At 68.9% G+C, this 25,920-nt stretch carries 27 protein-coding genes; 8 read left to right on the top strand and 19 right to left on the bottom strand.

Features of this window, described 5'->3' with window-relative positions:
• Nucleotides 1-13 precede the first annotated feature (13 nt).
• The 4 genes from ACM6LU_RS12645 to ACM6LU_RS12630 all read right to left on the bottom strand — a co-directional run bounded on the left by ACM6LU_RS12645 (nt 14) and on the right by ACM6LU_RS12630 (nt 3,782).
• On the bottom strand, nt 14-556 hold the full coding sequence (locus tag ACM6LU_RS12645; protein WP_414937806.1) for a bifunctional nuclease family protein: 543 nt from the start codon (nt 554-556) through the stop codon (nt 14-16).
• Between the two features lie 10 nt (nt 557-566).
• The gene (ctaD, locus tag ACM6LU_RS12640) at nt 567-2,351 is read right to left on the bottom strand and encodes a cytochrome c oxidase subunit I (RefSeq protein ID WP_414937805.1); all 1,785 of its coding nucleotides are present in this window, start codon (nt 2,349-2,351) and stop codon (nt 567-569) included.
• Nucleotides 2,352-2,489: 138 nt separating this feature from the next.
• Nucleotides 2,490-2,618, bottom strand: coding sequence for a hypothetical protein (locus ACM6LU_RS12635; RefSeq protein ID WP_414937804.1), 129 nt, complete (start codon nt 2,616-2,618; stop codon nt 2,490-2,492).
• A 258-nt stretch (nt 2,619-2,876) separates the two neighbouring features.
• Nucleotides 2,877-3,782: a LysR family transcriptional regulator gene (locus tag ACM6LU_RS12630; RefSeq protein WP_414937803.1), complete on the bottom strand. Its 906-nt coding sequence runs from the start codon at nt 3,780-3,782 to the stop codon at nt 2,877-2,879.
• Between the two features lie 71 nt (nt 3,783-3,853).
• Between ACM6LU_RS12630 and ACM6LU_RS12625 the strand changes: the two genes are divergently transcribed.
• On the top strand, nt 3,854-4,843 hold the full coding sequence (locus tag ACM6LU_RS12625) for a YeiH family protein (protein ID WP_414937802.1): 990 nt from the start codon (nt 3,854-3,856) through the stop codon (nt 4,841-4,843).
• On the opposite strand, the gene ACM6LU_RS12620 is transcribed toward ACM6LU_RS12625, so the two are convergent.
• Both ACM6LU_RS12620 and ACM6LU_RS12615 read right to left on the bottom strand, forming a co-directional pair.
• Nucleotides 4,821-5,996 carry an MFS transporter gene (locus ACM6LU_RS12620; protein WP_414937801.1) on the bottom strand — a complete coding sequence of 392 codons (1,176 nt, stop codon included), beginning with the start codon at nt 5,994-5,996 and terminating at the stop codon, nt 4,821-4,823. The two genes, ACM6LU_RS12625 and ACM6LU_RS12620, sit on opposite strands and share 23 nt — an antisense overlap.
• A gap of 177 nt (nt 5,997-6,173) precedes the next feature.
• The gene (locus ACM6LU_RS12615) at nt 6,174-7,013 is read right to left on the bottom strand and encodes a DMT family transporter (RefSeq protein ID WP_414937800.1); all 840 of its coding nucleotides are present in this window, start codon (nt 7,011-7,013) and stop codon (nt 6,174-6,176) included.
• Between the two features lie 55 nt (nt 7,014-7,068).
• Here ACM6LU_RS12615 and ACM6LU_RS12610 point away from each other — a divergent pair, with 55 nt between their 5' ends.
• A complete protein-coding gene (locus ACM6LU_RS12610) occupies nt 7,069-8,493 on the top strand; it encodes a PLP-dependent aminotransferase family protein (protein WP_414937799.1) in 1,425 nt (474 codons plus the stop codon).
• Nucleotides 8,494-8,553: 60 nt separating this feature from the next.
• Nucleotides 8,554-9,252 carry a Crp/Fnr family transcriptional regulator gene (locus ACM6LU_RS12605; protein ID WP_414937798.1) on the top strand — a complete coding sequence of 233 codons (699 nt, stop codon included), beginning with the start codon at nt 8,554-8,556 and terminating at the stop codon, nt 9,250-9,252.
• A 109-nt stretch (nt 9,253-9,361) separates the two neighbouring features.
• On the opposite strand, the gene ACM6LU_RS12600 is transcribed toward ACM6LU_RS12605, so the two are convergent.
• Nucleotides 9,362-9,919 carry a hypothetical protein gene (locus ACM6LU_RS12600; RefSeq protein ID WP_414937797.1) on the bottom strand — a complete coding sequence of 186 codons (558 nt, stop codon included), beginning with the start codon at nt 9,917-9,919 and terminating at the stop codon, nt 9,362-9,364.
• A gap of 178 nt (nt 9,920-10,097) precedes the next feature.
• On the opposite strand from ACM6LU_RS12600, the gene ACM6LU_RS12595 reads away from it, so the two are divergent.
• Nucleotides 10,098-11,594 (top strand): sialidase family protein, encoded by a 1,497-nt coding sequence (locus tag ACM6LU_RS12595; protein WP_414937796.1) that lies wholly within the window; start codon nt 10,098-10,100, stop codon nt 11,592-11,594.
• Nucleotides 11,595-11,700: 106 nt separating this feature from the next.
• On the opposite strand, the gene ACM6LU_RS12590 is transcribed toward ACM6LU_RS12595, so the two are convergent.
• The 4 genes from ACM6LU_RS12590 to ACM6LU_RS12575 all read right to left on the bottom strand — a co-directional run bounded on the left by ACM6LU_RS12590 (nt 11,701) and on the right by ACM6LU_RS12575 (nt 14,282).
• Nucleotides 11,701-12,168, bottom strand: a complete 468-nt coding sequence (locus ACM6LU_RS12590) for a hypothetical protein (protein WP_414937795.1) — start codon at nt 12,166-12,168, stop codon at nt 11,701-11,703.
• On the bottom strand, nt 12,169-12,438 hold the full coding sequence (locus ACM6LU_RS12585; protein WP_414937794.1) for a DUF1905 domain-containing protein: 270 nt from the start codon (nt 12,436-12,438) through the stop codon (nt 12,169-12,171).
• Nucleotides 12,439-12,477: 39 nt separating this feature from the next.
• A complete protein-coding gene (locus ACM6LU_RS12580) occupies nt 12,478-12,984 on the bottom strand; it encodes a flavodoxin domain-containing protein (protein WP_414937970.1) in 507 nt (168 codons plus the stop codon).
• An 89-nt stretch (nt 12,985-13,073) separates the two neighbouring features.
• On the bottom strand, nt 13,074-14,282 hold the full coding sequence (locus tag ACM6LU_RS12575) for a nitric oxide synthase oxygenase (RefSeq protein WP_414937793.1): 1,209 nt from the start codon (nt 14,280-14,282) through the stop codon (nt 13,074-13,076).
• A gap of 386 nt (nt 14,283-14,668) precedes the next feature.
• On the opposite strand from ACM6LU_RS12575, the gene ACM6LU_RS12570 reads away from it, so the two are divergent.
• Nucleotides 14,669-15,694: a CobW family GTP-binding protein gene (locus ACM6LU_RS12570; protein WP_414937792.1), complete on the top strand. Its 1,026-nt coding sequence runs from the start codon at nt 14,669-14,671 to the stop codon at nt 15,692-15,694.
• A 76-nt stretch (nt 15,695-15,770) separates the two neighbouring features.
• Here ACM6LU_RS12570 and ligD read toward each other — a convergent pair whose 3' ends face one another.
• Genes ligD through ACM6LU_RS12555 form a run of 3 tightly spaced genes read right to left on the bottom strand, consistent with a single transcriptional unit; the run spans nt 15,771 to nt 19,057 of the window.
• Nucleotides 15,771-16,790: a non-homologous end-joining DNA ligase gene (gene ligD / locus ACM6LU_RS12565; protein WP_414937791.1), complete on the bottom strand. Its 1,020-nt coding sequence runs from the start codon at nt 16,788-16,790 to the stop codon at nt 15,771-15,773.
• The gene (locus tag ACM6LU_RS12560) at nt 16,787-17,866 is read right to left on the bottom strand and encodes an ATP-dependent DNA ligase (protein WP_414937790.1); all 1,080 of its coding nucleotides are present in this window, start codon (nt 17,864-17,866) and stop codon (nt 16,787-16,789) included. Before ACM6LU_RS12560 ends, ligD begins: the two co-directional genes overlap by 4 nt.
• Before the next feature lie 39 nt (nt 17,867-17,905).
• Nucleotides 17,906-19,057, bottom strand: a complete 1,152-nt coding sequence (locus ACM6LU_RS12555) for a DUF1015 family protein (protein WP_414937789.1) — start codon at nt 19,055-19,057, stop codon at nt 17,906-17,908.
• Between the two features lie 111 nt (nt 19,058-19,168).
• On the opposite strand from ACM6LU_RS12555, the gene ACM6LU_RS12550 reads away from it, so the two are divergent.
• Nucleotides 19,169-20,689 (top strand): MDR family MFS transporter, encoded by a 1,521-nt coding sequence (locus ACM6LU_RS12550; protein WP_414937788.1) that lies wholly within the window; start codon nt 19,169-19,171, stop codon nt 20,687-20,689.
• Between the two features lie 124 nt (nt 20,690-20,813).
• Here the strand turns inward: ACM6LU_RS12550 and ACM6LU_RS12545 are convergent, their stop codons facing one another.
• A complete protein-coding gene (locus ACM6LU_RS12545) occupies nt 20,814-21,704 on the bottom strand; it encodes a TIGR03854 family LLM class F420-dependent oxidoreductase (protein ID WP_414937787.1) in 891 nt (296 codons plus the stop codon).
• A gap of 138 nt (nt 21,705-21,842) precedes the next feature.
• On the opposite strand from ACM6LU_RS12545, the gene ACM6LU_RS12540 reads away from it, so the two are divergent.
• Nucleotides 21,843-22,589 (top strand): thioesterase II family protein, encoded by a 747-nt coding sequence (locus tag ACM6LU_RS12540; protein WP_414937786.1) that lies wholly within the window; start codon nt 21,843-21,845, stop codon nt 22,587-22,589.
• Between the two features lie 61 nt (nt 22,590-22,650).
• Here ACM6LU_RS12540 and ACM6LU_RS12535 read toward each other — a convergent pair whose 3' ends face one another.
• From ACM6LU_RS12535 to ACM6LU_RS12525, 3 genes are all read right to left on the bottom strand, one after another.
• The gene (locus ACM6LU_RS12535; protein ID WP_414937785.1) at nt 22,651-22,947 is read right to left on the bottom strand and encodes a hypothetical protein; all 297 of its coding nucleotides are present in this window, start codon (nt 22,945-22,947) and stop codon (nt 22,651-22,653) included.
• A 331-nt stretch (nt 22,948-23,278) separates the two neighbouring features.
• Nucleotides 23,279-23,710, bottom strand: coding sequence for a DUF6292 family protein (locus ACM6LU_RS12530; RefSeq protein WP_414937784.1), 432 nt, complete (start codon nt 23,708-23,710; stop codon nt 23,279-23,281).
• 100 nt (nt 23,711-23,810) lie between these two features.
• Nucleotides 23,811-24,254: a MarR family winged helix-turn-helix transcriptional regulator gene (locus ACM6LU_RS12525; RefSeq protein WP_414937969.1), complete on the bottom strand. Its 444-nt coding sequence runs from the start codon at nt 24,252-24,254 to the stop codon at nt 23,811-23,813.
• Nucleotides 24,255-24,369: 115 nt separating this feature from the next.
• Between ACM6LU_RS12525 and ACM6LU_RS12520 the strand changes: the two genes are divergently transcribed.
• Nucleotides 24,370-24,762 carry a DUF5313 domain-containing protein gene (locus ACM6LU_RS12520; RefSeq protein ID WP_414937783.1) on the top strand — a complete coding sequence of 131 codons (393 nt, stop codon included), beginning with the start codon at nt 24,370-24,372 and terminating at the stop codon, nt 24,760-24,762.
• Between the two features lie 176 nt (nt 24,763-24,938).
• On the opposite strand, the gene ACM6LU_RS12515 is transcribed toward ACM6LU_RS12520, so the two are convergent.
• Entirely contained in the window at nt 24,939-25,880 is a 942-nt protein-coding gene (locus ACM6LU_RS12515; RefSeq protein ID WP_414937782.1) for a hypothetical protein, read from the bottom strand.
• Nucleotides 25,881-25,920 lie beyond the last annotated feature (40 nt).

The following is a 25,920-nucleotide window of genomic DNA, read 5'->3' as shown; positions in this document are numbered from 1 at the left end:
TAGCATTCCTGGGTCAGGGCTTCGCATCGTCAGGAGGCGGCTCCCCGAAGTCCTCCGGAGCGATCTTGTCCAAAGCCGCCCGGAACTCCTCGACCTCGCGGTCCTGCTCGACCGGGTCCGACGGCACCGACGGCAGTTCCGCGTCGGGCCCGGAGCCCACGATCTCGACCCGCACCGAGGCGACCTCCAACACCGAGTCGGCCACCTCGATCACGACGCCGGCGCGCAACCCGATCGCGACCGCGTCGCTCGGCCGGGCCGAGACGCGGATGCCGGAATCGAGCACCAGGTCGGCGAAGAAGATGCCGTCCCGCAGCGCGGTGACCTCGACCCCGGTGACCCGGTGACCGAACGACTCGACCACCTTGCCGATCAGTTCGATCGTGCCGGGCCGGGGCAACCGGATCTTCTCCTGCGCGAGCGCCACGGCGCTCGCCTCGGGGCCGCCGATCGTGATCGCCAGCCAGCGGCGTTCGCCGTGGCGCTCCCGCAGCAACATCACCGGTGCCGATTCCGGAGCCAGGACTGCCATCCCCTCGACGTCCATCGGGATCATGCGCGGTACCTCATTCCCTCGGTCGGGCGGTGTCGTCGTCCGCCAGCGCCTTGTCCGCGGCCATTTCCGACAGGGCGGGCTGGTCGCGACGCTGGAACGGTGTCGAGTGCCCCTCGGCGCGCAGCCGGGAGACCATGTGGGGGTAGTGCAGTTCGAACGCGGGCCGTTCGGACCGGATCCTCGGCAGATCGAGGAAGTTGTGCCGGGGAGGCGGGCAGGACGTCGCCCACTCCAGGGAATTCCCGTGCCCCCACGGGTCGTCGACGTCGACGACCTCCCCGAACCGATAGCTGCGGACGACGTTCCAGAGGAACGGCAGCACCGACACGCCGAGCAGGAACGCGCCGATCGTGGAAATCGTGTTGAGCGTGGTGAATCCGTCCGAGGTGAGGTAGTCGGCGTAGCGGCGCGGCATGCCTTCGTTGCCGAGCCAGTGCTGGACGAGGAACGTCGTGTGGAAGCCGATGAACGTGGTCCAGAAATGCCATTTCGCGAGCCGCTCGTCAAGCATCCGGCCGGTCATCTTGGGGAACCAGAAGTAGATCCCGGCGAAGGTGGCGAACACGATGGTGCCGAACAGCACGTAGTGGAAGTGCGCGACCACGAAATAGCTGTCGTGCACGTGGAAGTCGATCGGCGGCGCGGCGAGGATGATCCCGGTCAGCCCGCCGAGCAGGAACGTCACCATGAACCCGACCGACCACAGCATCGGCGACTCGAAGGTCAGCTGTCCCTTCCACATCGTGCCGATCCAGTTGAAGAACTTGATCCCGGTCGGCACCGCGATGAGGAACGTCATGATCGAGAAGAACGGGAGCAGGACGGCGCCGGTGGCGAACATGTGGTGCGCCCACACCGCGATCGACAGCGCGGTGATCGCGATCGTCGCGAACACCATGGTCTTGTAGCCGAACAACGGTTTCCGGCTGAACACCGGGATGATCTCGGTCACGATGCCGAAATACGGCAACGCGACGATGTAGACCTCCGGATGGCCGAAGAACCAGAACAGGTGCTGCCACAGGATCACCCCGCCGTTGGCAGGGTCGAAGACGTGGGCGCCCAGCCGTCTGTCGGCTTCCAGCGCGAACAGCGCGGCGGTGAGGATCGGGAACGCGATCAGGATCAGGATCGTGGTGAAGAGGATGTTCCAGGTGAACAACGGCAGCCGCCACATGGTCATCCCGGGCGCGCGCAGGCAGAGGATCGTCGTGATCATGTTGACCGCGCCGAGAATCGTCCCCAGTCCGGACACGATCAGGCCCATGATCCACAGATCGGCACCGACCCCTGGTGCGTGCGCGGCGGCGGAGAGCGGGGTGTAGGCCGTCCAGCCGAAGTCGGGTGCTCCGCCCGGCGTGACGAACGACGTGAGCGTCATCGTGGCACCGAAGAGATACAGCCAGTAGGAAAACGCGTTCAGTCGCGGGAACGCGACGTCCGGTGACCCGATCTGCAGCGGCAGGATGTAGTTGGCGAAGGCGAACAGGTTCGGTGTCGCGTACAGCAACAGCATGATCGTGCCGTGCATGGTGAACAACTGGTTGTACTGCTCCTGCGAGAGGAACTGCAATCCCGGCCTGCCGAGTTCGCCGCGCATCAGCAGCGCCATGAACCCGCCGATGAGGAAGAACGCGAACGAGGTACCCAGATAGAGCAGGCCGATCGTCTTGTGATCGGTGGTGCGGACGACGTTGAGGAACACGCTGCCCTTGGGGGCGCGGCTCCTCCCGCCGAACCGGACGGCTTGCGGTTTGTGCGTTGTCCTCACCGCGGTCACGACGACTCCCAGCATGGCGGCACGCTCTCGGAAAGCTGATACCCCTCCAGGAGAGTCCCTACACGCGGCGTTTTCAAGAGGCTGAAGGGGACCATCCCCGCGTCTGATGAGGTGAAAACGCCCTTCACCGCGTGCGACACGGGCAAGGTCGCTTCAGCCGGCGAGTAGACGCTCCAGGTGGTCCGCCGCCGCGGCCCCACCCGCTTCCTGGAACGACGTAACCACCTTCTCGGCCGCCGACCGATACGCCGGATCGCGTGCCGGCAGGGCTATCTGACGCACCCGTGGCACCACAAGCACCGTGTCCCCCACTTGCCCCACGGCACAGTGCGGCGCGAAGTTCCGGGCGGCGTCGGGTGTTCGCGGTCCCGAGGGTGACGAACACCGTCGGCAGCGCGGGGTCGAGCCGGTCCCACGGGGAGTCGCTGGTGGGCGTGCGGCCGCCGATCGACGGTCCGACCAGCCGGATTGGCGATGATTCGCCCTCTCGTCGGTATCACGCGCGATTGACGAGCCGTTCACGGGGAAACGCGAAGGGACTCACCGGGATTTCGCATTCCGGACCGCCAGTGCCAGCAGCGCCGCGGCCGGACCGGCGAGCCGTCGCCCGGCAGGCCACACCGCGCGCAGTTCCCGGCCGAAGTCGACCCCCTCGACCGCCACCGGGACGAGCCTGCGGTCGGCGACGTCTCTGGCGACGTCGAGTTCGCTGATCACCGCCGGACCGGCGCCCGCGATCACCGCGTTGCGGACCGCGGAAGCGGACCCCAGTTCCAGCAACGGTTTCGCCGGACCGACGCCGGCCTTGCGCAAGGCCGTGTCGACGGTTTCCCTGGTCCCGGAACCCGGTTCGCGGACGACCAGCGGGGTGATCGCCAGTTCGGCCGCGGTCAGCGGGCGGCGCCTGCGTGCCCACGGATGGCTTCCGGCCACGACGAGGGCCAGGCGGTCGGTGGCGACCCGCTTCGACGAAAGGCCGGGCAGCGCGCCGGGAGACTCGACGAAGCCGAGGTCGACCTTGCCCTCCCTGGCCAGTTCGGCTGCCTGGTCGGAGTTCGTGACCTCCAACCCGAGGTACAGCCCCGGATTCTCCCGTTTGAGCTCGCCGATCCAGCCCGGCACCAGATGTTCGGCCAGCGTCATGCTCGCAGCGACGCGGAGTTGCGCCTCGTGCTGGGTGCGCAGCGCCTCCGCGCCGTCGAGGAGACCGTCCAATTCGGACAGCACGCGATGCGCCCAGCCCGCGATGACCCGGCCGTCGGGAGTGAGCGCCGACCCCCGCCGCGTCCGGTCGACCAGCACCAGTCCGAGCCGTCGCTCTACTGTGGACAGTCGTTTGCTCGCCGACGGTTGCGCGATCCCGAGCCTGGTGGCGGCCTGCCCGATACTGCCGAGTTCGTCCACGAGCACGAGCAGGCGCAGGGAGTCCAGATCGGGTGTGGTCATAGCCGAAGTCTATGACCTACCCCCCGCGTTCCCGGCTACCGAGGCCACCCCGTCCGGACGAAGCTCGAATCATGAGCACCACGCACGCGAGACCGACGAAGCCTTACTTGACCGCATTGGCCATCACCGGCGCCGGAGTCACCGTCGCCTACCTGGCAGGCACCGCGTTCCCCGTCGTCAGCGCGCTCACCTTCGCCGTCGTGCTCGGCATCCTCACCGGCTCGCTGCCCGCGCTGCCGGACGAGACCCGGAAAGCGGTCTCCGGCGTCACCAAGAAGCTGCTTCGCGCCGGTGTCGTGCTGCTGGGTCTGCAGCTCTCGCTCCCCTCGGTGCTGGCGCTCGGCCCCGGCACCTTGCTCGCCGTCGTGCTCACGGTGGGCATCACGTTCCTCGGCACGATCGGCCTCGGCAGGCTCCTCGGCGTACCGCGTGGCCTGGCGATGCTGGTCGCGACCGGGTTCTCGATCTGCGGCGCCTCGGCCATCGCCGCCATGGAAGGCGTCGTCAAACGGAAGGACTCGGACGTCGCGACCGCCGTCGCGCTGGTGACCCTCTACGGCGGGCTCGCCATCGCAACCATCCCGCTGTTCGGCGGCTGGCTGGGCCTGGACGCGGTCCGGATCGGTGAATGGGCCGGGCTCAGCGTGCACGAGGTCGCGCAGGTCGTCGCCGCGGCCACCCCCGCGGGCAGCGCCGCCGTCGCGGTCGCCATCGTGATCAAGCTCAGCCGCGTGGTCCTGCTGGCCCCGATGGTCGCGGCGGTCGGCGTGCGTGAACGCCACCGTCCCGCTGATGGGAAGCGGCCGCCGCTGGTCCCGCTCTTCGTCCTCGGCTTCCTCGCGATGGCCGCCGTGCGCAGCACCGGGATCGTGCCGGATTTCGCGCTCGACCTCGCCAAGATCGCCTGCACGCTGCTGCTGGCCGGGGCGCTGTTCGGGCTCGGCTGCGCGGTGCGGATCGGCACGCTGATCCGCACCGGCGGGCGAGCCCTGCTTCTCGGCCTGCTCTCCACGCTGCTGGTCGGGACCACCGCACTGGTCACGCTGGCCGTGCTCGGCTGAGGACAGCCGCCGCGAGCAGCGCGACCACCCCGCCGGCGACCATCACGGCCGGGACGGAGACCGAGTCGACGACGATCCCGCCGAGCAGCGCGCCCGCCGAAAGGGTCGCCTGGAACGACGAAGTGAACAGCACCGAAGCCGCTTCGGGCGCCTGTGGTGCCGCCTTCGCGAACCACGTCCCCGAACAGACCGGGACCGCTCCGTAGGCGAAACCCCAGATCACCAGCAGCGCGAGCGCGCCCGCTTTCGAACCACCAAGAAAGGGCAACGCCAGTGCCGCGACGCCGATCAAACCGGCGGCGGTGAGGAACGTCAGCCGGAGATCGCGGGCGATCGCCGCGCCGGCGACGAAATTGCCCGCGATCCCGGCGGTGCCGTAGACGAGCAGGAAGACGGTGACCAGCTCCGGGCTCACCCGCGTCACCTGGCGCAGGAGCGGCGTGATGTAGGTGTAGGTCCCGAAATGGGCGAGCACGACCAGCACCGTGACGAGCAGGCCGAGCCGGGTCGCCCGCCCGCGCGTCATCTCGCGCAGGACGTCGAGCCGGGTGGGGCCCGCCGACGGCAGCGGAGGCAGTGAGAAGGCCAGTGCGGCGAGGACGCCGATCGTGAAGACGGTCATCACGGCGAACGCCGCTCGCCAGCCGAACAGTTCGCCGACGAACGTCCCCGCCGGGACGCCCAGCACGGAGCCCAGCGGCACGGCCGAGAAGATCACCGCGGTCGCCGTGCCCGCCCGTTCGGGGCCGACCAGCCGCACGGCGAGCCCGGAGCCGATCGCCCAGAACGCGCCGATCACCAACCCGACCAGGACACGCGAGACCAGCACCGCCCAGAAGGCCGGTGCGGTCGCGGCGAGGACGTCGGCCAATGCCAGCACCACCATCAGGGCGCACAGCAGGCCCCGCCGGTCGAGCCGCCCGGCGGCGACGGTGACGGCCGGGGCGGCCAGCGCGGCGAGGAAACCGGGCAGGGTCATGGTCAGGCCCGCCGTCCCCGGCGTGATCCGGAAGTCCTCGCCGATCGGGGTCAGGAGGCCGATCGGCAGGATCTCCGTGGTGACGAGGGAGAAGATCCCCAGTGTCACCGCGAGGACGGCGAGCCATCCCTTCAGCGGGGTCCGGGCGGTGGTGTCGAGGGTCGGGGCGGTCATGTGCCCCAGCCCAGCACCGCGCGGACCCCGCGGTCTGGCGGAATCGCGACGTGGATGTGGAGCTGGGCGCGGGGCTGAAGGGGACTATCCCCGCATCAGATGAGACGAAAGCGTCCTTCACCGCGTCGCATGAGGCGAAGGGCCCCTTCAGCCCGCGCCGATGCGAGCCGAAGTGGGCTAAGTCCGGGACCGCTGGGTCACCACGATGCAGGCGACCACGATCAGCGCCGTCACCGGCGCGGCCGCCGGAAGGTGCTCACCGAGCAGCAGGACCGCCCAGATCAGTGTCAGCAACGGCTGGGCCAGCTGCAGCTGACTCGCCCGCACGACACCGATCTCGGCCATTCCGCGGTACCAGACGAAGAAACCGCCGAACTGCGAGATGAGCGCGACGTACAGCAGGCCGGTGATCGCCTCGCCGCCGAGGTGCAGTGGTTCGGTCGCCGCGCCGAACACGGTGAGCGCGGCGGTGACCGGCAGCGCGAGGACGAGCGCCCAGGCGATCACCTGCCAGCCTGGCATTTCCCTGGCCAGCCTGCCGCCTTCGGCGTACCCGAACGCGCACAGCACGAGCGCGGCGAACAGGAACAGGTCCGCTGTGGACAGTCCACCACCGCTCTGGCTCACGGTGAACACCACCACCGCGAGCGCGCCCACCGCGGCGGCGAGCCAGAACCGGCGGGAGGGCCGGTGCCCGGTGAGCTTCGACGAGACGACGGCGGTGGCCAGCGGCAGCATCCCGACCACCACCGCGGAATGCGCCGTCGACGAGGTCTGCAGGGCGAGTGTGGTCAGGGTGGGGAACCCGAGGACACAGCCGATCGCGACCACGGCCAGACCGCGCCACTGCGCACGCTTCGGCAACGGGACCCGGAACGCGCGGAGAATAGCGGCGGCGACCAGCGCGGCCAGCACGCAACGCGCGCCGGTGGCGGTCCACGGGCCGAAGCCCTTGAGCGTCCAGACGGTGGCGGGGAACGTGAACGAGAAAGCGAAGACACCCAGCGCCGCCAGCACCGTCCCAGAGTGGACCGCTACTGCCCGATCCGCGATAGCGCTATCATCCAGTCTCATGTCCGATGGTAGCAGCGTCGCCAACCTGGTAACACAGCTGCGTTCCGAGCTTGAGCGCTATCCAATCGAAGGAAAGCTCCCGTCCAGCCGCGAGCTTGTCCGGCAGCTGAAGGTGAGCCCTGTGACGGTGTCGCGCGCCATCGCCGCACTGGCCGCCGAAGGCCTGGTGATCACCCGTCCCGGCGCCGGCGTCTTCCGCGCCCCGCCGCCGCGCGAGGTGGCGGTGTCCGGTGACGTTTCTTGGCAGGAAGTGGCACTGAGTTCGCAGACCGGTATCCGCGCGATCGACGCGACCGGGGTGCTCGCCGCGCTGAGCGATCCGCCGTCGGGAGTCATCGACCTCAACGGTGGCTACACCCATCCCAGCCTGCAACCGGAACGCGAACTCGCGGCGGCGTCGGCCCGCGCGGGACGCCGACCCGGCGCGTGGACCAGGCCGCCGATCTGCGGCCTGCCCGAACTACGGGCCTGGTTCGCCCGCGATATCGGCAGCCCGGTGAACGTCGAGAACGTGCTGGTCACCGCAGGCGGTCAAAGCGCGCTGACCACGGCGTTGCGCGCGCTCGGCGCCCCTGGCGCGCCGGTGCTGGTGGAATCCCCGACGTACCCGGGAATGCTGGCCATCGCGAGGGCTTCGGGGCTGCGGCCGGTCCCGGTGCCGACCGACCGCGACGGCGTCCGGCCCGAACTGCTCGCGGACGCCTTCCGCGACACCGGCGCCCGGCTTTTCGTCTGTCAGCCAGCGTTCCAGAACCCGACCGGCGCGGTCCTGTGCGCCGAACGCCGGGCCGGGGTCCTGCGGATCGTCCGTGACGCGGGTGCTTTCGTCATCGAGGACGACTTCGCGCGGCTGATGGCGCACCCCGGAAGCCCCGCTCCCCCGCCGCCGCTGGTGGCCGACGATCCCGACGGTGTCGTGGTGCACATCCGGTCGCTCACGAAACCGGCGTCGCCGAGCCTGCGGATCAGCGCGCTGGCCGCCCGCGGCCCGGCGTTGGAGCGGCTGCGCGGCCTCCACGCCGTCGAGAGCTTCTTCGTCCCCCGGCCACTGCAGGAGACCGCGCTGGAGCTGGTGAGCTCTCCCGCCTGGGCCCGCCATCTGCGGACACTCGCCGCCGCCTTGCGGGAACGCCGCGACGTCGCCGTCTCCGCGCTGCGGGAATTCCTGCCGTCCTGGAGCACCGTCCCGGTCCCGACCGGTGGCTATCACCTGTGGCAACCGTTGCCGGGTTTCGCCGACGAAGTAACGCTGACCAGCGCTGCTTTCCGCGCCGGAGTAGCGGTCACTCCCGGCAGGCTCTACTTCGCGGCCGAGGCGCCGGGACCCTATCTGCGCCTGAGCTACGTCAGCGCCGCGACCGGCACGCAGGTGCGGGACGGCATCCGGCGTCTTTCCCAGGCATACCAAGAGATCTCGGGCTAGGCCGCCCGAGCGGCCCGTTATATGTGCTCGTACCATCGCGCACGGAGGCGAATAACAGGCATGACACAGCCGGCGGCGGTGCCGCACGAGTCACCCGGCAGGCTCTGGGAACTCCTCGACGACGGCCAGCGCAAGGCGCTGCGCGCCGAGGCCGAGCTGCGCCGGTACCCGGCCGGGACGGTGATCATCCGCGAGGGCGACCGGTCGGACTGGGTCCTGATCCTGATGACCGGGCGGGTCAAGATCACGTCCGTGTCCACCGGCGGTTACGACGCCGTTCTGGCCGTCCGCGACCCGGGCGACATCATCGGTGAGATGGCGTCGATGGACGGCAGCCTGCGCTCGGCAACGGCGGTCGCCGTCGAGCCGGTCACCGGGCTGTGGCTGTCCGCGCGAGCGTTCAACTCCGTGCTCCGCGACTACCCCGGCATCTCCGTGGTCCTGCTCCGGATCATCACCTCCCGGCTGCGCTACGCCAACTCGCGCCGCACCGAATTCGGCGACAGCACCGCCGCCGAACGCATCGCCGCGATCCTGGTCGATCTCGCCGAGCGGTACGGCGTCCCCGTCCCCGACGGGACCCTGATCGCGCTGCGGATCAGCCAGCGCGACCTGGCGGGACTCGCGTCCGCGTCACGGGAAGCCGTCGCGCGGACACTGCGGACCTTGCGTACCGACGGGTTGCTCAGCACTGGACGGCAACGGCTGGTCGTCCGGAGCCTGAAGGACCTCAGGCAGCTGGCACCCGACGACCACTGAGCCGCCACGGCAGACCGAAGTGCCGCTCCACGCGTGCCCGGGTGGCGGAGAACAGTGTCCGTACGCGCGGCTCGCTTTCCGGGCGGACCAGGCTGGTGAGCGCCCGCCGTCATGCGGCGATCCCGGCAGTCCGGCGGCGGAGCAGGGTGCGGTGCTTCTCCACCCGCACGCCGAAGCGGGTGAGCACGTCGTGCACGGCCGGATCGCCGGGATCGAACAGGACGCGGTCACGGGACAGCCTGCACAGTTCGGCGGCCAACGGGTCGGCGAGGTGACGGTGAACCTTGAGGATCGCCAGGGAGACAAGACCGGTCCGATCCTTGTTCCAGCCGACGACATCGACCCGCTCCGGTGCCCTCCGGATCCGTCGGACGGCCCATGCGACGGACCCCGCGATGCCCTGACACAGCATCTCCAGCAGCCGAACCGGCACCAGCACCAGCCCGAACAGCAGAGAGAACGGGAACTCGACGAGCGCCCGCAGGCCGACCACCTTGTTCACGGGTCCGTCCTCGGGCAAGTCCTTGAGATACAGCGTCCAGTCCGCGGTCATCTTGTAGTGCCGGTAGCCACCGGTGAGCATCGCGAACGGTTGAACCCACCGGTGCCACGGCGCGAAACGGTGAATGATCTCCCACTTACGCCCCTCGGGATCGATCACCTTCATTCGGCCCTCCCCTTCCCGATGTCGCGCCGTGGCCGGCTGTAGAGACTCTGACAGGGAACGGTCTCTCGTTCTGCGTCACCTGACACAGAACGCGAAACCGGGTTGTACGCGCCTTGTACGACCGGGAAGGACCCTGATGCCCCGTCATCCGGAATCGAATCCAGGACGGAGTACTCCCGTGAAGATCTCTCGCGTCGCACAGGGCCTGTTCGCGGCCCTCGTCGCCATCGCGGCGGTCGGCGCCTCCCCCGCCACCTCACTCGCCGCGCCCGCCGCTGTCGGAAACACGGTGGTGTACAAAGAGAAAACAGAAGGTTACGACTGCTTCAGAATCCCCGCCGTCGTCAAGGCGAACAACGGCGAACTGCTCGCGTTCGCCGAGGCCCGCAAGGGCGGCGCCACCTTTTGCAACGACAGCGGCGACATCGACCTCGTTGTGAAACGCTCGGCCGACAACGGGAAGAGCTGGAGCGCCTCGAAGGTCGTCATCGAAGGTTTCGGCGACACCAAAGGAAATCCGTCGCCGATCGTGATCCCGTCCACCGGCCGGATCGTGCTGCTGTCGGTGATGGAATGCGTCAAGAACCCCGACTGCAACCGGATTCCGCGCGTCTCGATCAGCGACGACCACGGCAAGACGTGGACCGCCCCCAAGGTGCTCACCACGCAGCTCGGCTTCAGCGCCGCGCCGGCCTGGCTCGCGACCGGCCCGTCACACGGCATCGTGCTGACCCGCGGCGCGCACGCCGGCCGGATCGTCGCCGGGATGAACTACAGCAACGGGGGCACGCACAGCGGCGCGCTGATCTACAGCGACGACCAGGGCGTCACCTGGAAGCGCGGCGCCACCGATACCCCGGCGACGTCGGCCGCGCTGATCCCACAGGAGATCAGCGTCACCGAACTGCTCGACGGCCGGGTTTACGCCGCGGCGCGCAACCAGGCTAACAACGGCAACAAGTGCCTCGCCGGTGGAGCGAAGAACCGCGCGTACGCCATCAGTTCCGACGGCGGCGCGAGCTTCTCGACGAAGTTCACCTTCGAGGAGGACTTGATCACCCCGGTCGTGCAGGCCTCGATTGTGAGGATGACCGCCACCGACAAGGCAGGCAAGTACAACCGGATCCTGTTCGCCGCTCCGTCGGTCTGCGACCGCCGCAAGGAACTCGTCGTGCGGTCGTCGTTCGACGAGGGTGCGAACTGGCAGGGCAACTCCGCCGGAACGCTGGTGTGGAGCGGCGACGCCGCGTACTCCGACATGGTCCAGCTGTCCTCGGGTTCGGTCGGCGTGCTGTACGAAGCGGGCCCGGCGGGGAACGCCAACGAGACCATCCGCTTCTCGACCGTCACCGAGACGACGCTCGGCGCCCCGGTGTGCGGCAGCGGATACGGCGTGATCGACTCGGCCCCGCTCGGGACGGCGGGCACGGTTTACCTGTCCTACAACGCTTCCAACGGACAGAACTGTGTCAGCACGATGAAGAGCGCGGCCGCGGGCACCGCGACGGCGACGTCGGCCTACCTCGAGGTCCAGGGATCGTCCCGGATCACCGACTCCGGGTCGTTCTCGTGGTTCGCCGGGCCGGTGCGGGCGGCCGCGGTGGACAAATGCGTGAAGTGGGGCGGTTCCGCGGGTGGGACGAAGTACGACAGCCCGTCGGAGCACTGCGGCTGAGCGTGGTCTCGTGAATGAAGCCCAGTGCGAAGTCCGTGAAGGACTCCTTGAGGGACCCAGAGTCCCTCAAGGAGTCCTTCACGGACCTACCACCCCCGACGAGGCGTCATTTCGGTGGTCGTAGCCGTGGAGACAGCTTCGTGAGCGCCAGCTTCTCCAGCTGCGCCGAAATCTCCGCGAGCCCGGCGTCGAATCGGACCAGGTCGACTCCACGCTCGGTCAGATCGTCGCGGACGTGCTTCTCGACCTTCGCCCAGTCGTTGCGGTACTGGGTGGCGAGTTCCTTCCACGGCACACCGGCCAGTTCTCCGGCGAGACCACGGTCGTAACCGAGCAGGCCGCGCTCCATCAGGTACGCGATCCCCGGATAGCCGAGGTATCCCTGCCAGTACGAGCCGTTGTCGTTGGCCGTGATCGAACCCGCGGCCGGATCGTGGCGCACGTCGTAGGTCTTGGCCTTGTCCGACGACGCGACGCGGGCCGTGTCACCGTCGATCTCGACCCGCCCGTCCGCCACCGCGCCGAGCGCCTCGTAGAACTTGATGACCGGCGACGGTTTCCATTCCGCGGCCACTCAGCCCTCCAGCCTTTCGAGCAGGACGACGTCCACCGTGTCGCCCTCCGCCTTGCCGATCGTCTTGCGCACTTCGGCCTTCACCGGCAGCTTGTGGGTGCCGTCACCCAGCGCCATGAACGAACTCCGGAACGGATGCCCGTCGATCGTCCCGCGTACCTTGACCAACCCCCTGGTCCCGAAGAACTCGGCGGACCCGGGCATGACCACGTACGTCCAGCCGCCCTTCTCCGGGCTCTTGAGCAGTGTCGCGGTGAACCGTTTGTCCATGGGGACACCCTATGACAGGGCACCGACGAAACCGGCGCGTCAGAGAGTGACGCGGATACGCACGCGGCGGCCGACGTCGCGTGCCCAAGCCCGGATCGACGGCCAATCGCGGAAGTCGCCCGCCCAGGGGCCCGCGGCCATGATCTTCCAGAACAGGCCGCTCGCGGTGGCCGGAGTGAGCCTGCCGCCGAAGGTGGCCGTGCGCTCGGCGTCGATCCGCGCGGCCAGCACGGCGACCCCCGCGGGCAGGCTGACGTGTTTGCCCGCGGCGAGCGGCCCGCAAGGCCCGCTGTGGAACAGCCAGACCGGACGACTCCGGAGCGCCTCCTCGTGCTCGGTGAGCAGGCGCACCGCCTCCGGACGCCATCGCCGATGGTGCAGCGCGCTCCCGACGATCACCGCGCCGTACGATTCGACGTCTTCGACCTCGGTGGCGTCCAGCAAATCGGCCGTCAGGCCGCTTTCCCGCAGTTCGGCGACAATCACCTCGGCGATCTCCCTTGTCCCGCCGGATTTCCCGGCGTGGGCGACGAGCACTGCGGTCATCTCCCCATTGTCCGCGCGGCCGCAACCCGTGCCGCCGCCCGGCTCGTCGACACGCCGCATTCGGCTCACCTCTTCACCCGTCGGGGGCGTTACCCAGGAGGCAGGAAGGCCGGTCTCGCGGCCGGATCGGGTTCGTCGTAGTAGCGGTGGAACACCGCCGTCTGCCCACCGGACAACGGTGGGACGATCCAGCTCCACTCCGCCTGGCAGCGGCGACCCGCGCGTTCTTCCTTGGCGATATGCGTGAGGAACCGCCACGATTCGGTGTGGTGGTCGGCGACGGTCACGCCCGCCGCGTCGAAGGAGTGCTGGACAGCCAGCGTCAGTTCGACGAGCGCGCGGTCACGCCACAGGGTGCGCTCCGACGCCGTCGACAGGCCCATCAGGTCCGCGATTACCGGAAGCAGGTCGTAGCGGTCGGTGTCGGCCAGGTTGCGCGCACCGACCTCGGTGGAGAGGTACCAGCCGTTGAACGGCGCCGCGGGGTAGGTGATCCCGCCGATCACCAGGCGCATGTTGCTGATCGCCGGTACCGCGTGCCAGCGCAGGCCGAGCCCGGCGAACCACCGGTGGTCGGGATGCGACAGCGGGACCTCCAGCACGGCGTCCGAAGGCAGCCGGAACAGGCGCCGCTCCCCCGGCTCGGACTCGATGAGCAGCGGCAGCACGTCGAAGGAACCCTTGCGCTCGGGCGGGCGCCAGCCGTGTTCCTTGACGATCTCGGTGAAGTCGGCATGGCGCGGATCGCCCAGCACCGAGCCGTCGCCGAGCCGATGACCGGCGTAGCGGATGAGCTGGTCGTTGTGGATCTTCGGGCCGGGCCCGGCCGGACCGTCCGGGGCGAAAACGGTGATGGTCGACCGGATCTGGCCGCTCCTGGTCGCCTCACGCAAGTGAGTGACGCACTCGTCGGCGATGGCGGCGGCGCCGATGACGTCACGGCGGTCCCGGACCTTCAGCCCCTGCCAGTACAGCCTGCCGATGCACCGCGCGGAGTTCCGCCAGGCCACCCTGGCGCCGAACTCGACCTCCGCCGTGGTGTGCCGGTACGTGCCGGTCTCGTGGATCTCGGCGCGGACCTGGTCGAGCCGCTCACTCAGCCGCGCCTCGCCGCCGCCCGTCTCGTCGTGGAAGAGCCGGAGGAAGTCCTCCGCCTCGGTCACGTCCACGCTCCGTTCCCGCGGCCTCGCTTCCGAAGGCAAGCCGGGGATATCCGTCACCCGCATGGAGGCGGTCGACACCTCGGCCTCCCACTCTCCGAATTCGACGCCGGGGCCGGCGGCGGGAACGATCACCATTCCTCCTGCACTTCGAAAATGCCCGGAGAGTCATGCCTGATCGGCGAGATGGCCGGGTCCGGACCAGACGGAAGACGATACCCCACAAAAACACCAACACTATCCACCGAACGACAGAAGCCTCGTCTAGACGACGTTTTCGCAGGTAGAATGCATAGTGGTGACAATATTTGGAATTAAGTCCGAGTTCGCAGAAGATTCACAGAATCACCCTCAGCGAAACGATCACGCTTAACCAAGATCCCTTTGTGATCGTTTTACATATCCACTTCATCACTCTTTCGAGTGCACTTCCCTACCTGCTCTTCTGCTCTTTCCCCGGACCGGTGTATTGGCCCGCTCCCGCCGTCGCTAGAGTGCTGGGAACTCCGGCGGAAAGGAAAAACGTGGTCGACAGGCGGATCCCGGTCATCCTGGTCGCCGGCTTCCTCGGTTCCGGGAAGACCACCCTGCTCAACCACCTGCTGGCCAATCGCCAAGGTGCGCGCATCGGTGTCATCGTCAACGACTTCGGGAGCATCGCGGTCGACGCGATGGCCGTTTCCGGGCAGGTCGACACGATGATGTCCTTCGGCAACGGCTGCCTGTGCTGCGCCGTCGACGCGAGCGGCCTCGACGCCATGCTCGCCAAACTGTCCGAGGCCGAGGCAGGCATCGACGTCATCGTGATCGAGGCCAGCGGGCTCGCCGAACCGCGTGACCTCATCCGCCTGATGATCGCCAGCGAGAACCCCGTCATCGCTTACGGCGGCCTGGTCGAACTCGTCGACGCGGCCGAGTTCGAGGCGGCCAGGCGACGCCACCCGGAACTGGACGAACACCTCGGGTTCGCCGACCTGGTCGTGCTCAACAAGACCGACCGGGCCGACGAGGACACCCTGGCCAAGCTGCGCGGCACGATCGACGAGATCGCGCCCGGCACGCCGGTGATCGCGACCTCCCACGGCCGGATCGACCCCACGCTGTTCTTCGACGCCCGGCCGCGTGACCGCGCCGGGCAACTGTCGTTCGACGACCTCCGCGAGGAGGAGCACGACCACGAGCACCATTTCCACACCGCGTACGACAGCGTCGCCTTCACCGCCGAGCGGCCGCTGGACCCGCGACGGCTGATGGACTTCCTCGAACAGCGTCCCGGCGGGCTCTACCGGATCAAGGGTTTCCTCGACTTCGGCCCGAACGGCCCGCGCTCCCGGTTCGGCCTGCATACGGTGGGCTCGTTCGTCCAGGTGGAACGGTCGGCGTGGCCGTCGGGCCTGCCGCGCCGGAGCGAACTGGTGCTGATCGGCTCGGGGATCGACACCGACGCCGTCACCGCGCGCCTCGAAGAGTGCGTCGCGGACGATCCCGAGGTCGTCGACGAGCGGGGCATGCTGCGGGTCCTGCGGTTCGTCCAGGACGACCGCGTTTAGTCCTCTAGTTGCGGTAGTTGCGCGCGCAACTACCGCAACTAGAGGACTAAACGCGGACTATCCGGCGCGCAAGCTCTTAGTCTTTCGACTCTTTTTGTTCCTTTTTGGCCCTGCTCGGCGCGACCCGGGGCGGCTCGTTCGGCATTTTCGGGTACACGGGCGGCCAAGGCGCGTCCATGAGCCCGTTCTCCATGTCCTTCTCCGACATTTCCAGCAGCGACTCGATCGACTGCGGTTTCGTTTCCGCCCAAGGGTCTCCGCGTTCGGCGAAGCGAGCGGGCACGGTGGACAGGGTGAGCTTGTCGGGCTCGACGGTCTCCAGTTCGTCCCAGCCGATCGGCGTCGACACCTGCCCGCCGACCCGCGGCCGCACGCACCACGCGCCGAACACCGTCTTGTGCGGTGCGTTCTGGTTGAAGTCGACGAACACCCGGGAGCCCCGCTCTTCCTTCCACCACTGCGCCGTCATCTCCTCCGGGTGGCGCCGCTCCAGTTCGCGGGCGAGCGCGACGGCGGCCGCGCGGACCTCGTAGCCGTCCCACTTCGGTTCCAGCGGCACGTAAAGATGCAAACCGCGCGAGCCCGACGTCTTCAGCTGCGCGGTGATGCCGAGTTCTGCGAGCAACGCCTTCGTCAGGACAGCGCCGTGCCGCAGCTCCGGGAAACCGATGCCGGGCGAAGGATCGAGGTCGACGCGCAACTGATCGCTGATGTCCGGCGCGTCGGCCCGGTTCGGCCAGACATGGAAACCGAGGCAGCCCTGGTTCACCGCCCAGATGACGTGCGCGAGGTCCTTCGCCACGAGCGCGTCCGAAGTGGTCCCGTTCGGGGTGGACACCACCGTCGTGGTCAGCCACTCGGGCGCGTTCTTCGGGACCCTCTTCTGGAACCATGACTTCCCGCCCGCACCGTCGGGATAGCGCTCCAGCAGCAAGGGCCGCCCGCCGAGCTGCGCCAGCAGCGGCACCGAAACCGCGCGGTAGTACTCGACGAGGTCCAATTTGGTCTCGCCGTTCTCCGGGAAGTAGACCTTGCCCGGACTGGACACCGTGAATTCGACACCGTCGAGGTCCAGCGTCACCGGTTCCGACTTCATGCTTCCCCCAGCTCGGTGAACAGCGTGGCCAGCTCGGCGGGCGGTACCTCGTCGAGCTGCGCGTAGGTGCAGGACGCCGGTTCGCGGTCGGGGCGGAAGCGCACGAGCCTGCCGCCATGGCGGAACCGCGTGCCCTCGACGTGTTCGTAGCGGACCTCGGCGACCCATTCGATGCGGACCGGCTCCCAGCTCAGGTCCTTCTGCGGCGCCCACCGGCTGCCCGCGCCGGGCATCCGGCCGCCCGCCTCCTCATGGGCCTCGACCCACTCCCGCCAGGGGTGCTTCTCCAGCGCGTTCTCCCGCAGCGGCGCGAGTTCGTCCACCAGCTCACGACGCCTCGCGGCGGTGAAGCTGCTGGCCACGCCCACGTGGTGCAGGACGCCCTCGTCGTTGTAGAGCCCCAGCAGCAGCGACCCGACGCCGACACCGTCCTTGTGCCACCGGAACCCGACGACGACGCAGTCCGCGGTGCGCTGGTGCTTGACCTTCCACATCACCCGCTTGTCCTGTTCGTACGGCGCGTCGGCTGGTTTGGCCATCACGCCGTCGAAACCCGCGCCTTCGAACCGGGTGAACCAGTCCTGGGCGACGTCGGGATCCTCGGACAACGGGGTGAGGTGCACCCGGGCGAACTTCGTGTCGACGACGCTTTCGAGCAGCTTCCGCCGCTCCTCGAACGGTTCCGGTGTCAGATCCCGGTCGTCGTGGGCGAGCAGGTCGAACACCACGAAACTCGTCGGCGTCTCCGCGGCCAGTTTGTTCACCCTGGACGCCGCCGGGTGCAGCCGCAGCTGGAGCTTCTCGAAGTCGAGACCGCCTTCGGTGACCAGCACGATCTCGCCGTCGACGACACAGCGCTCGGGCAGCGCCTCCTTGAGCAGATCGACCAGTTCGGGGAAATACCTCGTCAGTGGTCTGTCGTTGCGCGAGCCGAGGACCACCTCGTCACCGTCACGGAAGACCACGCAGCGGAAGCCGTCCCACTTCGGCTCGTACAGCAGCCCAGGCGTGCGCGGCAGTTCGTGCACGGCTTTGGCCAGCATCGGCTTCACGGGCGGCATCACGGGCAGTTCCACGAGATGATCCTAGGCCTGACCACCGACGAAAGCGCGACGTCAGAGCTCCGCCAGCAGGAGTCCGCTGCGTGGTTTCGGCGTGAAATAGGTGGCCTTCCTCGGCATCCGCAGTCCGGCCGCGTGCACGGCGAGCACCTCCGCGTACGGGACCGGGGCCAGCAGCAGGACGGCGTCCACGTCTTCGGGCACCGGGGTGCCCGGCAGCAGCGGCCGCACGTGCGCTCCTTCCGGATCGACACCGAGCGCCCCACGGAGCAGGTCCTGCTCGACGACGGCGTGGTCGAGTCCCGCCCTGCCGAGTGCCACCCGGAACGCCGATTCCCCCGCCAGCACGGTCACCTCCCCGGCTTCGGCCGGCGGCTCCGGCGGGCCGGGGAGGACGTCGAAGCCCGCCTCCGTCCACCGCCGGACCAGCGTGGCCGCGTCGAGCCCGGTGCCGGTGAGCACCCGGTGGATGGGTCCGATCCGCAGTCCCGGTCCCCCGGTGACCAGTGCCAGCAGCGCGCCGCGTCCCGACGCCGCGGCGGCCGCGACCCGGTGATTGCCGTCCGCGACCAGGAGATCCATCTCGTCCAAGGCGGCCAGCAGTGCGTACCGGCCATCGCCGGGACCGGCGAGCCACAGTTCGTGCTTGCGGCCCACGCCGTCCACTGTGGACAGGATGGGCACCTGCTCCCGGCAGAGCCGTTCGATCGACGCGGTCAGCTCACGGCCGCCGGTCGCGGGGACCAGCATGGCGGCGCTCGTGGCGACACCGAGCCCGGCGAGCATCACGGCCCGCTCCGCGACGACGTCCGGATAGACGTCCTCGGTGTGCCGGACCCGCGTCACCCCGCCCTCCCGCACCGCTGCCGGATCGACCAGGCACAGCACGCCGAGCGCGACGCCGTCCGGCCCGTCGATGCGATAAGGCGCGATGACGTCGGCGACCGGGCGATAGTGCCGTTCCCGGAGACGTTCGAAGGTGGCCCTGGCCTGTGGCAACGCCGCCTCGACCGAGAGGCCGCCCGCCAGTGCGGCCGGAGTCCTCGCCGGATGCTGGACCGCCAGCAGGCTGTCACCGCGCGCCCCGGCAAGCGCGGCGATCACCCGGTCCGGATCGGCGAACTCGTCGACGTCGGGGCCCGGGACGGCGTCGAGGACGACCCAGCCACGGTTGATCGGGCGGATCCAAGTGCTCATCCGACCCATTTTGCGTCAAACCTCACGGAAAAAATCAATCCCATGACCGGGAGTCTCCATGGAATGCTTACCCATGCGAAGCAGTTGACGCCCTTCATGAGCCCGAGGAGATCCCCGCAGATGACGACCCCGGCCCCGGTCACCGCCAAGGAAGGGGTCGGTTTCCGCTCCGAACGCGGCCCCGTCCTGATCGCCGTGATGCTGTGTTCCGGCCTGATCGCGCTCGACTCGACCATCATCGCGACGGCGGTGCCCTCGGTGGTCGCCGATCTGGGCGGCTTCTCCCAGTTCCCGTGGCTGTTCTCGATCTATCTGCTGACCCAGGCGGTCACCGTTCCGCTGTACGGCAAGTTCGCCGACGTGCTCGGCAGGCGGCCGGTGATGTTCTTCGGGATCGCGGCGTTCCTGCTGGGCTCGGTGCTCTGTGGCGCGGCGTGGAGCATGCCGGTGCTGATCGCCGCCCGCGCGGTGCAGGGCATCGGCGCGGGTGCCATCCAGCCGATCGCGCTGACCATGGTCGGCGACATGTACACGGTCGAGGAACGCGCCAGGGTGCAGGGCTATCTCGCCAGCGTGTGGGCCATCTCGTCGGTGGTCGGGCCGACGCTGGGCGGTGTGTTCGCCGAGTACCTCGACTGGCGCTGGATCTTCTTCATCAACTTGCCGCTCGGCGCGCTGGCCGCGTGGATGCTGTTCCGGAACTTCCGTGAGCGCGTCGAACGCCGCTCGCACCGCATCGACTACCTGGGCGCCACGCTGCTCACCCTCGGCTGCTCGCTGCTGATCCTGGGCTTGTTGGAGGGCGGTGTCGCCTGGGGCTGGGCGTCCGCGCCGAGCCTGGCGATCTTCATCGGCGCGGTGGTGCTGCTGGTGTCGTTCGTGTTCGTGGAACGCAAGGCCGAGGAGCCGGTGCTGCCACTGTGGATCTTCACCAAACGGACGCTGATCGGCGGAAACCTGGTCGCCGTCGTCGTCGGCATGCTGCTGATGGGCCTCACCTCGTACCTGCCGACCTTCTCGCAGGGTGTGCTCGGCACCGGCGCGCTCGTCGCCGGCTTCGCGCTGGCGGCGCTGACCGTCGGCTGGCCGATCTCGGCGTCGCTGGCGGGCCGGATCTACATGCGGATCGGATTCCGGGACACCGGGCTGATCGGCAGCGGGATCGTCATCGCGGGCGCGGCCCTTACGGTGTTCCTGGCCGCGGGGTCGTCGATCTGGCTGGCGGCCGCGGCGGCGTTCGTCCTTGGGATCGGGCTGGGCCTGGCGTCGAGCCCGACGCTGATCGCCGTGCAGTCCACCATCGGCTGGGAACGCCGCGGTGTCGTCACCGCGACCAACATGTTCAGCCGCTCGCTGGGCAGCGCGGTCGGCGTGGCGATGTTCGGCGCAATCGCGAACGCCACCCTGGCGAACCGCTTCGCGAACCCGCCCGACGGGGTCGTCGGCCTGCCGTCCGGCGTCGACGCGACCAGCGTCGTCCTGGAGGGCCACGGACCCGCCACGCCGACGACGACGTTCGTGCGTGACGCCCTCGCGGACGCCACGCACCACGTCTTCCTGGCGATGCTGGTGGTCGCCGTGCTCAGCGTCGGCGCCCTGCTGCTGATGCCGCGGCGGACCGAAGAGCTGAAGTTCGACTAGCGCGGGTCTCCCGGATCAGTGCCGGGACTCGCGCCGGCTCTGGGGCTGAAGGGGACTTTCGTCGCATGTCATGCGACGAAAGCGCCCTTCACCGCGTAAGACGCGGGGAAAGTCCCCTTCAGCATTAGTTCTGCAGCGGGACGGCGTACTCGACGAAGTTCTCGACGAACCGCTCGATCGGCTCCGGTCCGGCCGGGTAGAGCACGAACTTGCTCAGCCCGGCGTCGAGGTACTCGGCGACCAGGTCGCGGGCGGCAGACCAGCTGCCCGCGATCAGGCGTGACGGGTCGGCGTCGGACCGCGCGGCGACCGATGCCGCGAGCGCGTCCGGGATGCCGTCCTCGGCGACGATGAGGCTGATCCCGAAGTGGTCGGCCTCGACCTCCCGGTCCGCCTCGGCGGCGGCCTTCTGGATCGCCTCACGGCCGGCGCGGGCCTCCTCCGGCGTGAGGAAGCTGGCCAGCCAGCCGTCCGCGAGCCTGCCGATCCGCCGCAGCGCGCCCGGCGCCTTCCCGCCGAGCCAGAGGTCGAGCCGCTTGAGCGGGCGCATGCCCAGCCCGGCACCCTCGACGCGGAAGAACTCACCCTCGAAGGTCACCTCCTCCTGTTCCAGCAAGGCCTTGATCAGCCGTAAAGACTCGTCGAAGACAGCCGCGCGACGGCCCTGCGGCACCGGGAACAGCGGGAGTTCCGCGTCCCGCGCGGGCTTCAGGCCGAAGACCGGGAGGACTCGTTTCGGCGCGAGCGCGGCGAGTGAGGCGAGCTGTTTGGCGACCAGCACCGGATCACGGCCGGGCAGCACCATCACGCCGGTTCCGACCTTCAGTTCCGAGGTGCGGGCGAGCGCGTGGGTCAGTCCGACGACCGGGTCGATCCTGGGCGAGTACACCGCCTCGGGCAGCCAGAGCGAATCGACACCCGCCCGCTCCAGCAGGTCGACCGCGGCGCCGAACTCCTCGGGCGCCGTCCCGGTCCCCAGTCCCGCACCGAGCCTGATCTTCAGCTCCTCCGCCACACTCGCTCCCTTCCACCAGGCCCCGGATGTGGGCCGATGTCCAGTGTTCAACCCCGCACACCCATGGACTCTTCCCGCGAATCCCCCGTACATTCCAGTGTCGTGCGGGGGATTCCCGCGCGGATTGGGGGATTTTCGATGGCAGGGCAGGATCTCCGCGTCTGGACGCGATGCTTCTACCGGGCACCGGCTGCCGAGACGCGGCTCGTCGCCTTCCCGCATGCCGGTGGATCGGCGAGTGCGTACCGCCCGCTTTCGGGAGCGCTCTCCCCCACCGTCGAGGTGCACACCGTCCAGTACCCGGGACGGCAGGACCGCCTCGGCGAGCCGGTCATCGACGATCTGCACGTCCTTTCCGAGCGGCTGGTGGACATCGTCGCCGAGCTCCCGAAGCCGTTCGCCCTCTTCGGCCACAGCATGGGCGCCATCGTCGCGTTCGAGGTCGCCCGGCGGCTCGAGGCGCGTGGCCTCGTTCCGGCGGCGTTGTTCCTCTCGGCCCGCCGCGGCCCCGACATCCACAAGGAGCAGGCGCACCACCTCGCCGACGACGCCACGTTCCTCGCCGAGGTCAGCAGGCTCGGTGGCACGGACCCGACGATCTTCGACGACCCGGACATCCGCGCTCTCGCGTTGCCCTCGCTGCGCGGCGACTACAAGGCCGTCGAGACCTACCGCTACCGGCCGGGCCCCGACGTGACCTGCCCGATCGTGGCGCTCGCCGGGAACGCGGATCCGGTCCTGGACGTGCCCGACGTCGAAAACTGGGCCGAGCACACGACCGGTTCCTTCGAGAAGGAAATCTTCGAGGGCGGTCACTTCTTCCTCGACGACAATCGGGACGCTGTCGTCGCCCGCATCCTCGGCAAGCTGACCGTCAGTCCCTGAGACCTTCCCTGCCCGCCCACGGGACGACCGGACGTGGCTTCCACCGTGCGCTCGGAAAGCATCAGCTTCGCGGCCCGCGCGAGCGGTCCCGGTAGGAGCAGCCTCGCGCGCGATCCCTTGTGCCCGAACGAATCGCCACGGTCGACCAGGACTTCGGCGGCGAGGCTTCCCGCTTCGGCGAACCGGCCGGCGAGCGCGCGGGCGACCAGCCCGGCGGCACGCCGAGCTGGTCCACTTCGGACAGTCCCGCCTTCGCGCGGGCGTCCAGCGCGGTCGCGAGGACCCGAGCCGCTTCGTCGAAGTGCAGTGCCTGGTCCGCTTCGCCGTCTTGGCCGGCGCTGTCGCCGAACGCAGCCAATGACCGGCGACCGTCCCCGCCGACGCCGGATCGCGCCGGGTGCCCCAATTCCGACCTGCCCGCCGAACGCGCACGGAAATTGCTGCCAGATGAGGATCCCGCGCTGTTCACCGTCCGGAGCGGCGTCACCGCCATCGAACCGGATCGAAGGCAGCCTCGGAGTCGTGTCCCCGCACGCTGACCGCGCAGGGCCGGAAGACAACGGCGACGGCACCTGGCGGGTGCGTGCCAAGGGTGTCTTCGACCGGCGGTCGATCGGTCTCCGCACGCCGCGGTTCCTGATCGGCGGGGAGATCGACGCCGTCCACTCTCCGCTCTCCGCCGGAGTGAATCAGGCCCAGGCGGAGAGTTCCTTGGCCAGCGCGGACGGCCCGCCGGCGGTGCGCAGCGTCGGTGGGCCGGGCCAGCAGTCCTGGTGCTCACCGGTGCGCAGGGTCTCGGCGAACCGGGCCACCAGCCGCGGCGGCGACGCGACCGACCGTCCGCCGAGGTAGGCGACGACGACGTGGTGGTCGTCGCCCGACTGCGTCGCGACCGCGGCCGACCAGCCGTGCTCCTCGTGCCACAGCAGGTCGGCGTCTCGCTCGGGGAAGCCGGGAAAGCGCCAATTCAGCCTCAGGCCGGCGGTGACCGGGCCGGTGAGGTCGGCCGTGCACGAATCCATCCGTATCCCCAATGCCGAAGCCACGGCCTCCAGGTAGGCGTTCAGCCTGGTCAGGAGATCCAGACCTGCTTCCGTGGGGGCGGGGGTCGAGGTGGTCACGGTCCCTCAGCTTCCTGTCATCTCAAGGTGGCGTGACGGAAATTACCCAAGCGGGAGCGGCTACACACCCTAATTTCGTCACACCTCGGTCTCGGTTCGCTCAGGCGGTGGCTTCGATGACGCCAGTGAGGGCCTTGTGCAGCACCTCCAGCTCGGAGACCTCCATTCCGAGCTTCTCGACGACGCGATACGGGATCTTTTCCGCCTCCGCGCGCAACGCGCGACCCGATTCCGTCAGCTCGACCGTCAGCAGCCGCTCGTCCTCGGCACTGCGCCTGCGCGTGACGTAACCGATCGCCTCCAGCCGCTTGAGGAGCGGGGACAGCGTCGCGGGTTCGGCACGCAGAGCGGTGCTCAGGTCCTTCACCGCCTGTGGCCCCCGCTCCCACAGCGCCAGCATGACGAGGTACTGCGGATGGGTGAGCCCGTGCGGCTCCAGCAGCGGGCGGTAGATGGCGATGACGCTGCGCGACGCGATCGACAGCGCGAAACACACCTGACGCTCCAGCGCGAGCGGGTCCTCGCCCAGATCGATCGACTTCATCTCGGGCCCTTCCGAACTCATGTGCCGATCCTAGCCGTGTCCTCGGCAACACTAATAATTAGTGTACTAACCATTAGTGTACTGTGTCGAGTATCGAAGGAGAAGGAGTCGCCTGATGCCTCGCAAGCGCCCGGACGTGTTCCGCTGGCTGTGGTACTCACTCGGCGGCAGGCTGCCCGAGCGCTACCACGACTGGATCCTCCACGACGCGACCACCGGGACCTGGCGCTGGCGGCACGTCGCCCGCAGCACGGTGATGATCGGCCCGCTCTGCGCGGTGTGGCTGCTCCTGCCCGGCCCACTCGGCCTGCGGCTGGCGATCGTGCTGATGGCCGCGCTCGTGGCGTACTTCTACTCGATGGCCTACATGGAGGAGAGCATCGAGCACCGGCTCGCCAAGAACGGCTTCCCGCCGGGCATCGGGCGCCGGACCCGCGACGAGGCCGACGCGCTCGCGGAGGCCGACGCCACCGAGCGGTACCTCGCGCGATATCGCGATCTGCACTGATCGCTCTCGCCTCCGCCGCGCTCGAGTGTCGCGAGTCGGGTGTTGCGAGTCGGGTGTTGCGAGTCGGGTGCCGGGTGTCGGGTGCCGGGTGTCGCGAAAGCCACTTTCGGGACGTCTGATGTCGCGAAAGTGGCTTTCGCGGCACCTTTCGCGACACCTCGGGCAGGCATCGTTGGTCAGGCGGCCCGACGCAGACGGGCCTCAGCGGCACGATGCGCGGCCACGAGTTCGGCGATCACCCGCTTCGGTTCCGTCCGCAATCGGCTGGGCAAGGTCTGGAGGACCGCGATGCCGGCGGCCGCGCACCTGGCGTTTCTCGCCACTGTCGCCGCATACTGCTGCTTGCCGAAGTGAAAATCGTACGAATCGATCTCCCAGGCCAGCCTCACCGCCACGAAGTGGCCATCGGGAGTCGCGATGTACTCCCCGTTTTCGGCTCGCAGTTCATGATTCCATCCGGGTTCGGGCAATCCGCTCATTCGCCACACCCGCATCGCGTCGACTTCCGCGGCCGACCGGGCTCCATCGGCGATGCGATGCAGCGCATCGCGTGGGATCGCGGTGCCGCGGCTGCTTCCGGCATCGAGTTCTTCGAACAGCTCCGGAAGGCTTGCGCCCCGCTGGACCGCTTCGGAAAGCAGCGCCGAAACCGCCTGGCGTGAGCCGAGCCGACGGCACTCGTCGAGTACCGACCGAACCAAGGGTGCCAGCGGTACCCCATCGAGCACGACCGCCGTCGGCAGCCGGGTCGTGCGTTCGATGATCACGTGCCCGGAACTGATGACCTTGCGTTCGAGGGGAACGAGGAGATGGACGCGGAAGGGATGGTCCGGCAGCGCCCGTAACCCCTGTCGACGACACGCGGTCGCGCCGGTTACCACTGCGTCGGGGCCGGCGTACAACAGAGCGGCATCGACCAGCTGCCGACGCGTCGGTTCGCCGGAGTTCAACAGCAAGACTCCCGGCAGCAGCCGTCGCCACTGCCTTCCCGGACGGCACCGGCGATAGCAAGTCCTCGACGGAACGCCGAGTTCCGTCAACCGGGCGACGGTGATCACGCCGCCGCGACTGTACTGGTAGAGCTCCTCGGGATCACGAGCCCAATCTCCAGGTTTCACTCCATGATCTTCTGCTCCTCGAGTTCTCCCCGCCAGCACC

The organism is Amycolatopsis sp. cmx-11-51, from assembly GCF_047608665.1.
Classification (GTDB): Bacteria; Actinomycetota; Actinomycetes; order Mycobacteriales; family Pseudonocardiaceae; genus Amycolatopsis.
Note: the sequence above shows the minus strand (reverse complement) of the source record. Positions and strands in the feature narration are given on the sequence as shown.